This window comes from Flavobacterium sp. FlaQc-47, assembly GCF_044006475.1.
Taxonomy (GTDB): Bacteria; Bacteroidota; Bacteroidia; order Flavobacteriales; family Flavobacteriaceae; genus Flavobacterium.
The window spans coordinates 1-13,026 of sequence record NZ_JBIPCQ010000005.1 but is presented as its reverse complement, the minus strand read 5'-3'; the positions used below and the strand labels follow the sequence as shown (position 1 = coordinate 13,026).

The following is a 13,026-nucleotide window of genomic DNA, read 5'->3' as shown; positions in this document are numbered from 1 at the left end:
ACTCTTACTAATTTGATTACTAATCAAATAGGATTAAAAACATTAAATCCGTCACAAAAAAAACTTTATAAAAAACGGCGTATAATTGATAAATTAGCATTATTTTTACCCAAAAATTATAAAATTGATGAATATGAAAAAGATTTTACTTGTACTTACACTCTTATTAAGCATACAATTTTCGACCGTTTCTGCGCAAACTCAATTAGAGGTAAACGGAGTTACAGTACCCAGAAAAATTGAATTTCAAGGTAAGACTTTACAACTTAATGGCGCTGGCGGAAGATCAAAAATGTGGCTTGAAGTTTATGTGCAGGCATTGTATCTATCTCAATTAAGTCAGGATCCAAAATTTATAATTGACAGCGATACTGAAATGGCGATCAGAATTGAAATTACATCTTCAATGGTTTCGTCAGGCAAACTGACAAAAGCAATGAATAGTGGTTTCGAAAAATCTGCCGGAAGCAATCTTGAAGAATTAAGACCAAGAATAGAACAATTTAAAACCCTGCTAAGTGATGCTATTACTGAGAAAGACGTTTTTGTTTTAGGTTATAATCCACTTGATCAAACTGTGAATGTTTATAAAAATGAGGTTTTAAAAGGAAAAGTTTCCGGATTTGATTTCAAAAAAGCATTATTTGGAATCTGGCTTTCTGATAAACCGGTTGATGATACTTTGAAAAAACACTTGCTTGGAATATAATTCTTAAATTATAAGAATATTTAGAAAGCCGAAAACGTAATGTTTTCGGCTTTCTGTTTTTGTTTCATAAAAATTGAGGTCAAATACATTATTCGCATTATTCTATTTTATACTTTTACGCAAACTAAACATATCTCAACAAAATGAAAGATTTATTACAACAATTTGAAAATAAACCACCTGAAATTGTTTTTAACTGGAAAGATTCTGAAACAGAAGCCGAAGGTTGGACTGTTATTAATTCACTTCGCGGAGGAGCTGCTGGTGGAGGAACAAGAATGAGAAAAGGCTTAGATATGAATGAAGTTTTGTCGTTAGCCAAAACTATGGAGGTTAAATTTTCAGTTTCCGGACCTGCAATTGGAGGCGCAAAATCCGGAATTAATTTTGACCCGAATGATCCTCGTAAAAAAGGGGTTTTGCAACGCTGGTACAAAGCAGTTTCGCCTTTATTAAAAAGTTATTACGGAACTGGCGGAGATTTAAATGTAGATGAAATTCACGAAGTGATTCCTATGACGGAAGAATGTGGTGTCTGGCATCCGCAGGAAGGCGTTTTTAACGGACATTTTAAACCCACAGAAGCTGATAAAATTAATAGAATTGGTCAATTACGTCAAGGTGTAATTAAGGTAATCGAAAACCCAAAATTTTCTCCGGATGTAACCAGAAAATATACTGTTGCCGATATGATTACAGGATATGGCGTAGCAGAAGCAGTTCGTCATTTTTATGCAACATACGGCGGAGACATAAAAGGTAAAAAAGCCATTGTACAAGGTTTTGGAAACGTAGGCTCTGCAGCTGCTTTTTACCTTGCAGAAATGGGAGCAAAAGTTATTGGAATTATTGATCGCGATGGCGGATTAATTAATGAAGAAGGTTTTTCATTTGATGAAATTAAAACTTTATTTTTAAATAAAGACGGAAATAAATTAGTCGCAGATAATATGATTCCGTTTGAAGAAATCAACTCAAAAATATGGACTATTGGTGCTGAAATTTTCACGCCTTGTGCCGCATCAAGATTGGTACAACAAACTCAAATCGATAGTTTAATTGCAAACGGATTAGAAGTAATTTCTTGTGGAGCGAATGTTCCTTTTGCTGACAAAGAAATTTTCTTCGGTTCTATTATGGAAGAAGTAGATCATAAAGTGAGTTTGATTCCTGATTTTATCTCAAATTGCGGAATGGCAAGGGTTTTTGCTTATTTCATGGAGAAAAAAGTTCAAATGACAGATGAGGCAATTTTCAATGATACTTCTGAAATTATAAAAAATGCGATTGTAAAAGCTCATGCTTTAAATCCGTCAAAAACAAATATTAGTGCAACTGCTTTTGAAATTGCATTGAAACAATTAGTGTAATTCTTTTTTATACTTTTAATTTAAACGGATCAAATACTTTTATTTGGTCCGTTTTCTTTCCCGCAGATTAAAAGGATTAAAAAGATTTCCAAACCTTTGTGGTGAAATTTTGCCCACAGATTAACACGGATTTAAACAGATAAAAAAACTTTGCAATAAAATTTTCACGCAGATTTGGCATATTGAGCAGATCTATTTTTAAAATTATACTATTTTATTAATTCTTCAAAAGAAAAAATCTGCTCAATATGCCAAATCTGCATGCTAAAAACAACTCAACGAGCTTTGTGAACTTTGCGTAAACCTTTGCGAACTCTGCAGTTAAATTCTCCCTTTGATTCTAAACAATTTTTACTACTTTTAAACGTTTTTATTAAATACTATTACAAAATTCAGAATCTACAATGACTTCGACCGATTCTTCAGATAAAAGGAAATCACTATTAATATCTACAGCTATTTATGCTGTTCTGTTATTGCTTTTATTTTTCATTCGCTTTTGGCCTCCTTACAATCCCGAAAACAATTCGGCACTTGCTGCAGGCGGTGGCGGTGGCGGCGTTACAGTAAATTTTGGAGATAGTGATTTAGGTTCCGGGGAAAATTACAAGAGTGAAGTTTTAAATGTAAAAAATGAAACTAAACAAGCTCCTGCAAAAGCAACTCCGGATGAAGCTATAATAACTCAGGAAAATACAGCAACTACGGCAGAAGACGTAATTATTCCTGTAAAAGAAAAACCTAAAAAACCAACACCAATTGTAAAACCGGAAGCAAAACCTGTTCCTGAGAAACCAAAAGTTTCAAATTCTACGAACGATGCTTTATCCAGTATTTTAAAAGGATCAAAAAAAGGCGGAGACGGAGATGATAAAGCGGCTGGAAACAAAGGAAAAGCAGGCGGAAGTTTAAGTTCCGGAGGATATTATGGAACTGGAGGTTCTGGTGGCGGAACTGGAGGAGGAAATGGCACAGGAAACGGAATTGGCACAGGAAGCGGTTACGGAGCCGGAAGTGGCGGAGGTTCTGGCGGTGGATCTGGGTATGCTTTAGGAAACAGAAAAGCACTCTCCAAGCCTGCCCCAAAATATACGTGTAATGAAGAAGGAAAAGTAGTAGTTGAAGTTACAGTTGATCAAAATGGAAAAACAATAAGCGCAACTGCCGGAATAAAAGGAACAACAAATACAGCCAGATGTTTGCTCGATCAAGCTAAGATTGCTGCCATGAATACAAAATGGGATGCTGATGATAATGCTCCTGCAAAACAAGTGGGGAAAATTATTTATAATTTTAGTTTAGATTAAGAGAAACACGAATTGTACTGATTTACAAAAATTGTAACAAACATAAAAAAGGCTTTTTGAAATAATCAGAAAGCCTTTTTTATGCGCTTTTTTTTCAATTTCGACGCAGGAGAAATCCTCAAAGTAACCACAATTTTTTCATCCTGACCGAGGAAGAATCCCAAACGAAACTCTGAAAAGTAATTCCACAATCTGTGTCGAACATCTTTGTTAAGCTACTAGTACGATATAGTGAGATTGCATCATTCCTCGCACTGACAAATTCTATCGCTACTTTTTCTATCTACTCTATCTTCTTTCCTCTTTGCTCTTTCTTCTATACTCTTTCTTCTATACTCTTTCTTCTATACTCTTTCTTCTATACTCTTTCTTCTATCCTCTCCGCGTGAGGGATAGAAGCTGGCTACCGAAGTAGCGCGTATAGCCCGACCGGAATAAAAAAATGGGCGAATCAACGTTATGCTGATTGGCCCATTTTTTTATTGTGGTCACGCCCAAGTAATTTTACTTCGGACTTGTTGCAATTACAAACTTCAAATTGTTCTTTACCCCTATTTGTAAAACATCTACTAGATCCTGAACCTGTAAATTAAACGGAATTCGAACAACAACAGTTTGCTCTTTATCTGCTCCAATTTTAGACATCAAACTCGTTTCCAGATTTTCGAAATCTACGGGTTCTTTGTCGATGTAGAATTTTTTATCTTCGGTAACTGATAAACTGATTAATTGTTTATTGGTTTTTTCATTTGATTTCGCTTTGGGCAAAGTCATTTTGATAACATTAGGATTTGCAAGTGTTGAAATAATAAGAAAAAACAACAGCAGGAAAAACATAATATCACTTAATGATGAAGTCGCCACTTCGGCATGAAATCTTCTCTTTCTTTTAATAGACATACCTTATGCTCTTTGAATTATATTGACAAACTCTAATATTTGTTTTTGGATTTTTAAAGCAAAATCATCAATTTTTCCGTTCAATAAGTGGTAAGCACTATAGGCAACAATACCTACAATAAGTCCGGAACCTGAACTAATCATTTTTTCATATAATCCTCCGGAAATATTTCCAATACTAATATTTTCTGTAACTGATATGCTGTAAAAAATCTTGATAACTCCGGAAATTGTACCAATAAAACCAAGCGTTGGTGCAATACCGGCAATAAGTCCAAGATGTCCCAGATGTCTTTCCATTTCACCAATTTCAATATCGGCAGCACGGTCCATATTCGATTCAATTTCTGCAATTGGTCGCCCTATTACTAAAACTCCTTCTTTTAAAATATTTCCTGCTGCAGTATTACTTCTTTCAACAATTGTTCTTGCTAATTCAATATTCCCTGCGTTCAGTTTATCTGCAATATCCTGCATTAACCTGGCATCAATTTTAGATGCTTTACTAATATATAAATAACGTTCTATAATGACATAAAAAGTATAGAATAATAAGATGGCGATTGGAATCAGGAAAAAACCTCCCTTTAGGATAAACCCTAGAACTGAGATCTCTGTATTTGGTGCAATTTTTTCGATAACTACGTTAGATGCGGCGTTTGCAATGGTATCTGTTTGTAATTGAATGAAACTAAACATATATTAATTCTTGTTTTTAATAATTAATTCTAAAAAATATTTGAAATTTGCAATAAAGATAATTTTCGCTCTAATATAAAACTAAAAAAATCGAAAATTATTTCAAACAGCAACTATTTTATCCAAAATACATGAACTATCAGGAAACTACAAATTGGATGTTTAATCAACTCCCGATGTATCAACTTCAAGGCGCTTCGGCATATAAGGAAGATTTGACTAATATTAAAGTATTGGCAGCACATCTTGATCATCCTGAAAAGCAGTTAAAGTGTATTCATGTCGCGGGAACAAACGGCAAAGGTTCAACTTCGCACATGTTGGCCTCGGTTTTGCAAGAAGCGGGATATAAAGTTGGATTGTATACTTCGCCACATTTAAAAGATTTCAGGGAAAGAATTAAAATCAATGGTGAAGAAATTTCAGAAGATTTTGTTTGTGAATTTGTGGCAAAACATAAAGATTTTTTTGAAGCCAACGATATGAGTTTTTTCGAAATGTCTGTTGGTTTAGCTTTTGATTATTTTGCTTCTGAGAAAACAGATATTGCTATTATCGAAGTGGGTCTTGGCGGAAGATTGGACGCTACGAATATTATTACACCTGTAATTTCGGTTATAACCAACATCGATTTAGATCATACACAATTTTTAGGAAACACTCCGGCAGCAATTGCAGGTGAAAAAGCAGGAATTATTAAACCAAATGTTCCTGTTATTATTGGAGAATATACAAATGAAACCCAGCCTGTATTTTTGGCTAAAGCCGAAGAAAACAAAGCACGAATATTTTTTGCTTCGGATTTAATTTCAGAAGTTTTTCCATCTGATTTAATTGGGGATTATCAATTTCATAATAAGAAAACGGTTCAGCAAACTATTGCGGTTTTAAACTCTCAAAATGAATTTAAGGTTTCTGATGAAAATTTAAAATCTGGTTTATCGAAAGTGGTAAAAAATACGGGCTTACAAGGAAGATGGCAGCAATTGGGCGAAAATCCTAAAATTATTTGCGACACGGCACACAACAAACACGGATTAGCAGTTGTGATGAATCAGATTCAGAAAGAGACTTTTGAAAACTTACACATTGTTTTAGGAGTAGTAAATGATAAAGACCTGGATTCTATTTTGCCATTGTTTCCTAAAAAAGCACAATATTATTTTTGCAGACCAGACTCTTCAAGAGGTTTAGATACCGAGATATTAAAAGAAGCTGCTCAGAAATATAACTTAAGTGGTAAAAAATACGATTCTGTTGAGTTGGCTTTCGCCGAAGCAAAGCAAAATGCCTCAAAAAACGATTTTATCTATGTTGGCGGAAGTACTTTTGTTGTTGCCGAATTACCATTAAACTAACGGAATTTAAAATTGTATGAAAAAGACTAAAATAACTTGTGTTATAATAAATTCAATTACAACTAGATAGAAAAAACTTTAAAAAAACTTTAAATTTTTAGCGTATTTTGTTTGCAGAACTGAAAAAGTGGCTTATATTTGCACTCGCAATCACAAACGATAGCAACCTAGTAAAATAGGGCGATTAGCTCAGCTGGTTCAGAGCACCTCGTTTACACCGAGGGGGTCGGGGGTTCGAACCCCTCATCGCCCACCAAGAAACTCCTTAAGAAATTAAGGAGTTTTTTTATGGCTATTTTTTACACGATCAATTTGAAAAATCAGATTTTTATAATCACGAAATTTGTATCAAACAAAAGAATGCTTGTTTTTTACCAAATGGGAAATTTCTGAGAAATTTTAAATATCTTTGAATTATGAGCACAATTACAAAATCAAATCACATAGGGCGAAAAATTAGCCGTATTCGTGAACTTCGAGATATGAAACAGGAAGCATTGGCACAAGCTTTGGGTATGAGTCAGCAAACGATATCTGCTTTGGAAAACAGTGAAACTATCGATGATGACAAACTGATTGCCGTAGCAAAAGCTTTAGGAGTAAGTATCGAAGCGCTTAAAAATTTCTCAGACGAAGCTGCAATTAGTTATTTTAATAATTTTTACGATAACAGTCAGGGATCTGTCGGAAATCATAATCATTATTGCACATTTAATCCATTGGATAAGCTAGTTGATGCTTACGAAGAAAATAAAAAACTATACGAACGTTTACTTCAGGCAGAAAAAGATAAAATTGAATATTTAGAAAAACTTTTTAAAAAATAAATCTAAATTTAAGATACAAAAAAAAGAGACGTACGTCTCTTTTTTGTTTTTTAGGATTTCCGAAAATCAAATTTTATTTTACCACGGACTTATTCCGGATTCATCTTCAATATCATTACTAAAGAATTTTCCGGTAGGTCCGTTTTCATCTGTAAGCGTATGTTTGATAATAAAAGCAGCTGCACTTTCTATTGATCCTGGTCCGCTATGATGATTAAAATCTGTAGCTGTATAACCGGGATCTATTACATTTACTTTAAATGGTAAATCTCTTAACTCATAAGCCAAAACGATTGTGTACGCATTCAACGCTGCCTTTGACGTAACATAACTTGTTGCTTTAAAATTATAATATTTCCAATTAGGATCACTATGTAATGCCAATGATCCAAGACCTGAAGTAATATTGCTTATTCTGGCACTTTCAGACTTTTTAAGTAATTCTAAAAAGGCTTGCGTAACACTAATAACTCCAAAAAAGTTTGTATCAAATACATTTTGAATATCATTAATTGAGGTATCAAAAGCACTTTGAGGCAATGCTCCGCTAATTCCTGCATTGTTTATCAGAATGTCCAATTTGCCCTGTTCAGCTTCTACACTATTTGCCGCAGCCAAAATTGTATCCGGTTTTGTTACATCAATTTGAATTGCTTTGATATTTTGAAATCCATTTTCACTTAATTCTTTTACTACTGCTTGTCCTTTTTCAAGATCACGAGTTCCTAAATAAACAAATAATCCTTTTTTAGAAAATTCTTTTACCAGTTCTAAACCAATACTTCTATTTGCTCCTGTAATTAATACTGTTTTCATCTTTTACGTTTTTAAATTAATACAGCAAAGATCAGCTGTTTAAAAACTATATCATTTGCCATTTGGCAAAAAACGATTTAGCGTATATTTTTTCGAATCCGGCTTAATGATGATTGTGTAATACCCAGATAAGATGCAACATAAGAAAGCGGAACACGATTGATAACATTTGGATAGATATCTAAAAACATTAAATAACGTGTTGTAGCGTCTTCTGCAACTAAAGGACTTCTTCGTTCTACTTTTTGTCTTAATGCTTTTGAGATAATTTTATGCACGATTGCTTCCCAGGGAATTATTGTATCTAAAAGTTCTTTCCAGTCCTTTCTGGAAAAAACCAGTAATTTACAATCTGTAGTAGCTTGCACATAAGCTGTTGATGGAATTTCGTTATCAAAACTTTCCAGATCTACCACAAGATTATTTTCTTCAATGAAATATTTGGTAATTTCTTCTCCTTTGTTATTGTAATAACAAACACGAACAATACCGTCTAAAACAAATCCAACTTGTTGTGAAACCTTTCCAGCTTCAGAAAAATATTCATCTTTCTTAAACTCTAATTCAGTGGCTTTGGTTAAAATCAAATCAGTTTGATGCTGATTTAAAGTTCCAAACTGTAAAATATAATCTATAAACTCTTTCATAGTTGCAAGTTAGTCAAAGTTATTTTTGAAAAATTTGTCATTTGACAAAAAACAAAACAATATTTTTCAAACGATTTCACCAGCATTTTTACTTTTTTTCAAATAATGTTTCGGTTCTAGTCAAAAACGATTCTGTGGCATCTCCAATATTAATATCCATTCTGTCAGCCAAAATAGTAAGCCACCAAATACATTCACCTATTTTATGTTTAAGTTCTTCTTCTGTATTTTCTTTTGGCCATCTTCCTTGTTGCGACATTACGTGACGTCCAACTAAACCGGCATCTGTTAAAAAGGCCAATGCATCTTCTTCCACAGTCCACACACTTCCATGATGTATTTGTTCCAGTTCATGATAACATTTTCTAATTGCTAAAGAGCGTTCTTTTAGTTGTTCAAAATTTATTGATGACATAATCTAATTTTTATTAAAGGATTCTTTGAATGCAATAGGACTTAAGTTTGTTTTTTTCTTGAATAATTTATTAAAGGATTGCGGATGTTCAAATCCTAATTTATATCCAATTTCCGAAACCGAATAGGTTCCGTTTGCAATATATTCTTTTGCTTTTTCAATTAATTTATCATGAATAAATTGCTGTGTGTTTTGACCACAAAGATTACGCAATAAATCGCTCAGATATCTTGGGGAAAGATTCAATTGATCTGCTAAAAACTGAACAGTTAACACGCCATTTAACAATGTTTTTTCAGTATCAAAATAATCATTTATTTCAGCTTCTAATTTGACAAGCACATCGTGATTACCTGCTTTTCGGGTAATAAACTGTCGGTTATAAAACCGATTACTATAATTTAGCAACAATTCAATTTGCGATATAATTACATCCTGACTAAAATTATCTATACGTTCATTCAATTCATTTTGGATAGATGCAAAAACATTCAAAATAGTTTCCTTTTCCTTCTCTGACAAATACAAAGCTTCAGCAGCCGAATAATTAAAGAAACCATAATTTTTTATATTACTATTTAAAGAATACGGACGGATAAAATCAGGATGAATATTCAATGACATTCCGGTATAATCAGCCTCTTCATCCTGCATTTTCAAAATTTGTCCAGGTGAAACAAACGACATTCCTCCTTCTTCAAAGTCATAAAAACCTTGACCGTATCGAAGTTTTCCTGTAAAATGAGTTTTGAAGGATATTTTATAAAAATCCAAAATAATTCCTTGTTCAAAATCTTTAGGGTCAAAAATAGCTTCTCCATAATTTATAATACTTATAAGTGGATGAACTGGCTTAGCTTGATTCATAGCAGAATGAAGCTCAGATATTGTATTGAATATTTTAGGCTGATTTTTCATGATATTACTTTAATTAAATTTAATGACCCGCTTCTTAAAATTTTATAAAATGCTCTATTGGTGCAATATTCCAACTTACACTGCTTTGATCAATTAGATCATGAACAACAGAATCACTTAACTCGGTCATTAGCTTATGCATGGCAGCTGTACCATCTTTAGCCGTTTCCCATACCAATAAATCATAAACAATATCTTTTTTTAGTTCAAAAATGCTTCTGGATACAAATCCTTTTTGCCTTTTCAAAAATGTATCAATATCTGCGTTAGCAGTAATAAATTGTTCAATCGTACTGTTATTTAATCTAAAGGTAGTTAGTTCTATAGCTTGATTTTTCATCTTTGATTTAAATTAAAAAGTAAACATCGTTTTAATATTCCGAACTTGTGTTTCAATTCCTAACATTCTTTCGTTATACAATTGATTAGCATCAATTCCTGCAATATATCGCAATTGATTTTTATTATCTGTAGCCGCTTGATATACAATTTCAGCAATATCTTCTACTTTAGAATAATTACTAATTTTCTCCGCACTATAACCTTTACTTACTTCTGCGGTTAACTTTTCATAAGCATCGTGTTTTCCTAATTCCATAGATCGAACAGCAAAATCAGTTTGCATTCCTCCCGGAGCAATAATTTTTACTTGTATTCCAAATTGAGCTAATTCGTATGCCATACTTTCAGAAAACCCATCAATTGCAAATTTAGTAGCACTGTAAATTGAACAAGTCGGAAATCCCAACAATCCAAAAGTAGAAGTAATATTTATAAATGTACCGCTCGTCTTTTCACGAAAGTGAGGTGTAAAGGCTTTAGAAACCCTAATTACGCTAAGCAAATTAGTTATAATCTGACGATGAATTTGCTCATCATTTAAGGATTCCAAAACACCAATTAAACCATATCCCGCATTATTCATTACAACATCAACAGAATATAAACTGGTAACTTCTTCGACAGTTGAAATAATTTGTTCTGGGTCGGTTACATCCAAAGGAAGTATAATAACATTTTTAAGTTTATTTAATTCGGTTTCTTTTTCAGGATTACGCATACTTGCAATTACTAACCAGCCTTTACTCTGAAATAATTTTGCAGTTGATTTCCCTAAACCCGATGAAGCTCCTGTGATAAAAATTGTCTTGTGCATTTTTTTATATTTAAAAATTATAATACAAAAATCTACAGATAATAATCACAGAATGTAGCCATTTTGAAGTTTATATTAGCCAAAATGACACGCGCTTTAGATCCTATTGAAAATTTCCTTTTATAATGCCTCTCGTTGATTCTTTAATAAAGGCTATGATTTTATCCCGTTCTACAGTAGACTCAAAATCATGTTCAATTATTTTTAAGGCCTGAGTAATATTTCGCTTTTCCTGAAAAACAATTCGATAGATATCTTTTAATTCAAGCATTTTCTCCTTTTCAAAATCCCTTCTCTTTAAACCAACCAAATTCAAACCACAATAAGATAGCGGTTCACGAGCAGCTAAAACATAAGGAGGAACATCTTTTACAATACGACTCATTCCGCTTATCATAGAATTCTCACCAATATGTGAGAATTGATGGATGGCTGTTAAACCACTAATAGTAACGCAATCACCAATGCAAACTTCTCCAGACATACCAACATTAAATCCAATAACACAATTATTACCTATAAAACAATCATGCCCGATATGAGTATTTGCCATAATTAAATTTTCATTCCCAATTATAGTTTTACCTTTTGAAGCAGTTCCTAGGTTTATAGTGACAAATTCCCTAATGACAGTATTATTACCAATCTGCAGTAAAGTATATTCACCTTTATATTTTAAATCTTGTGGAATTCCACCTAAAATAGCTCCCGCATGTATTTTACATCTTTCACTAATTCTTGTACCACTCAAAATATTTACATTATTACCAATCCAAGTATCATCTCCAATTACGACATCATTTTCGATAGTTGTAAAATTTCCAATATGAACATTTTTTCCAATTATCGCCTTTTTATCTATTATACTATTTTTCAATATTTCTATATTTAATGAATCACAAATATTAGAAAAAATTACAAGCCATTTCTTGACCTTACATCAAGAAATTGATGCACGTATTCGGCTTAAAGTTTCCTGGCTAACACCAATGAGTGAAGCAATATACTTTAATTTAGAATTAATAATGATTTTTGGAAATGAATTAAGTAGATAGTTGTATTTTTCTTGAGCATTCATAACTCTAAACAAATGATGAAACTCGTTAATTTTAGATAAATAAAAACGAAGTTGGAAAATATGAAATTTGGAAAATAAAGGATATTGCAATAGAATCTGTTCGTCTGTATAAGACAATGAATAAACAATAGTTTCTTCACATGCTTGAAAATTCTCAAATGAAGGTTTTTGTTCAAAAAAACTACTTAATGATGTGACAAATTGGTCATCCGTGTAAATCCATCTCGTAACTTCTAATCCATTTTCTATACAGAATCTACGAACAGTCCCAGATTTGATAAAATATATTTTATTACATATTTTACCTTCTTGAATAATCAATTCATCCTTCTTAAACTTCTCTTCAACAAAATAATACTTTATAGCATTCTCTGTCTCCAGGTCTAGCTCCTGAAAACTATTTATTACATTAATTAACTCAGTCATAATTCAAATGGTTCGAAAAACAAATTTATTAATAAATAATCTAAAAGAATCTATGTTAAATTTTGAATAGTAAAGATTTGAAACAGAGTAAAACTTTTAATATGAATGACGCCGTTTAACTTCAAAATGCATCGACAGAATTTTTTAATGCAAAAATAAAAGCTTTTAGATCGCAATTCACAGGTGTAACGAATGTAGAATTTTTCCTTTTTAGACTAACTAACAATTTATGCTTAAATTTTATCGCTCCACAGGTTTTCGTGTTGATCCTGATTGGATCAAGAACAAATCTTGGGGAGGAAATGTCAAAATAAAATAAGAGATTTGTACTCTAAGAATTTAAGATGGATCCTATAGAGCTTTTAAAATTTATGCTTCCTGATTTTTTAGTCGACCACTT

Annotated in this window: 15 protein-coding genes and 1 tRNA gene; 6 read left to right on the top strand and 10 right to left on the bottom strand. The window is 32.4% G+C overall.

Annotated features, from left to right (window positions below):
- Nucleotides 1-133 precede the first annotated feature (133 nt).
- From ACHRVX_RS16440 to ACHRVX_RS16430, 3 genes are all read left to right on the top strand, one after another.
- Nucleotides 134-709, top strand: a complete 576-nt coding sequence (locus ACHRVX_RS16440) for a chalcone isomerase family protein (protein ID WP_395334127.1) — start codon at nucleotides 134-136, stop codon at nucleotides 707-709.
- 143 nt (nucleotides 710-852) lie between these two features.
- Nucleotides 853-2,079 carry a Glu/Leu/Phe/Val dehydrogenase dimerization domain-containing protein gene (locus tag ACHRVX_RS16435; protein WP_395334125.1) on the top strand — a complete coding sequence of 409 codons (1,227 nt, stop codon included), beginning with the start codon at nucleotides 853-855 and terminating at the stop codon, nucleotides 2,077-2,079.
- 404 nt (nucleotides 2,080-2,483) lie between these two features.
- A complete protein-coding gene (locus ACHRVX_RS16430) occupies nucleotides 2,484-3,386 on the top strand; it encodes an energy transducer TonB (protein WP_395334123.1) in 903 nt (300 codons plus the stop codon).
- A gap of 504 nt (nucleotides 3,387-3,890) precedes the next feature.
- Here the strand turns inward: ACHRVX_RS16430 and ACHRVX_RS16425 are convergent.
- A complete protein-coding gene (locus ACHRVX_RS16425) occupies nucleotides 3,891-4,286 on the bottom strand; it encodes a biopolymer transporter ExbD (RefSeq protein WP_026983008.1) in 396 nt (131 codons plus the stop codon).
- A 3-nt stretch (nucleotides 4,287-4,289) separates the two neighbouring features.
- On the bottom strand, nucleotides 4,290-4,985 hold the full coding sequence (locus ACHRVX_RS16420) for a MotA/TolQ/ExbB proton channel family protein (protein WP_395334121.1): 696 nt from the start codon (nucleotides 4,983-4,985) through the stop codon (nucleotides 4,290-4,292).
- Between the two features lie 131 nt (nucleotides 4,986-5,116).
- Here ACHRVX_RS16420 and ACHRVX_RS16415 point away from each other — a divergent pair, with 131 nt between their 5' ends.
- The 3 genes from ACHRVX_RS16415 (at nucleotide 5,117) to ACHRVX_RS16405 (ending at nucleotide 7,170) form a co-directional block, all read left to right on the top strand.
- Entirely contained in the window at nucleotides 5,117-6,343 is a 1,227-nt protein-coding gene (locus ACHRVX_RS16415) for a bifunctional folylpolyglutamate synthase/dihydrofolate synthase (protein ID WP_395334119.1), read from the top strand.
- A gap of 178 nt (nucleotides 6,344-6,521) precedes the next feature.
- Nucleotides 6,522-6,599, top strand: a tRNA-Val gene (locus ACHRVX_RS16410).
- Nucleotides 6,600-6,759: 160 nt separating this feature from the next.
- Nucleotides 6,760-7,170 carry a helix-turn-helix domain-containing protein gene (locus ACHRVX_RS16405; protein ID WP_395334117.1) on the top strand — a complete coding sequence of 137 codons (411 nt, stop codon included), beginning with the start codon at nucleotides 6,760-6,762 and terminating at the stop codon, nucleotides 7,168-7,170.
- A 78-nt stretch (nucleotides 7,171-7,248) separates the two neighbouring features.
- Here ACHRVX_RS16405 and ACHRVX_RS16400 read toward each other — a convergent pair whose 3' ends face one another.
- The 8 genes from ACHRVX_RS16400 to ACHRVX_RS16365 all read right to left on the bottom strand — a co-directional run bounded on the left by ACHRVX_RS16400 (nucleotide 7,249) and on the right by ACHRVX_RS16365 (nucleotide 12,626).
- Complete coding sequence (locus ACHRVX_RS16400; protein ID WP_395334115.1) at nucleotides 7,249-7,986, bottom strand: SDR family NAD(P)-dependent oxidoreductase; 738 nt, start codon at nucleotides 7,984-7,986, stop codon at nucleotides 7,249-7,251.
- 77 nt (nucleotides 7,987-8,063) lie between these two features.
- Nucleotides 8,064-8,633 carry a Crp/Fnr family transcriptional regulator gene (locus ACHRVX_RS16395; RefSeq protein ID WP_395334113.1) on the bottom strand — a complete coding sequence of 190 codons (570 nt, stop codon included), beginning with the start codon at nucleotides 8,631-8,633 and terminating at the stop codon, nucleotides 8,064-8,066.
- An 88-nt stretch (nucleotides 8,634-8,721) separates the two neighbouring features.
- On the bottom strand, nucleotides 8,722-9,048 hold the full coding sequence (locus tag ACHRVX_RS16390) for a MazG-like protein (RefSeq protein ID WP_395334111.1): 327 nt from the start codon (nucleotides 9,046-9,048) through the stop codon (nucleotides 8,722-8,724).
- A 3-nt stretch (nucleotides 9,049-9,051) separates the two neighbouring features.
- Nucleotides 9,052-9,966: a helix-turn-helix domain-containing protein gene (locus ACHRVX_RS16385; protein WP_395334109.1), complete on the bottom strand. Its 915-nt coding sequence runs from the start codon at nucleotides 9,964-9,966 to the stop codon at nucleotides 9,052-9,054.
- A gap of 34 nt (nucleotides 9,967-10,000) precedes the next feature.
- Nucleotides 10,001-10,306, bottom strand: a complete 306-nt coding sequence (locus ACHRVX_RS16380; protein ID WP_395334107.1) for a hypothetical protein — start codon at nucleotides 10,304-10,306, stop codon at nucleotides 10,001-10,003.
- Between the two features lie 12 nt (nucleotides 10,307-10,318).
- Nucleotides 10,319-11,122, bottom strand: coding sequence for an SDR family oxidoreductase (locus tag ACHRVX_RS16375; protein ID WP_395334105.1), 804 nt, complete (start codon nucleotides 11,120-11,122; stop codon nucleotides 10,319-10,321).
- Nucleotides 11,123-11,225: 103 nt separating this feature from the next.
- Nucleotides 11,226-11,999 (bottom strand): acyl-ACP--UDP-N-acetylglucosamine O-acyltransferase, encoded by a 774-nt coding sequence (gene lpxA / locus ACHRVX_RS16370; protein WP_395334103.1) that lies wholly within the window; start codon nucleotides 11,997-11,999, stop codon nucleotides 11,226-11,228.
- A gap of 63 nt (nucleotides 12,000-12,062) precedes the next feature.
- On the bottom strand, nucleotides 12,063-12,626 hold the full coding sequence (locus tag ACHRVX_RS16365) for a Crp/Fnr family transcriptional regulator (protein ID WP_395334101.1): 564 nt from the start codon (nucleotides 12,624-12,626) through the stop codon (nucleotides 12,063-12,065).
- Nucleotides 12,627-13,026 lie beyond the last annotated feature (400 nt).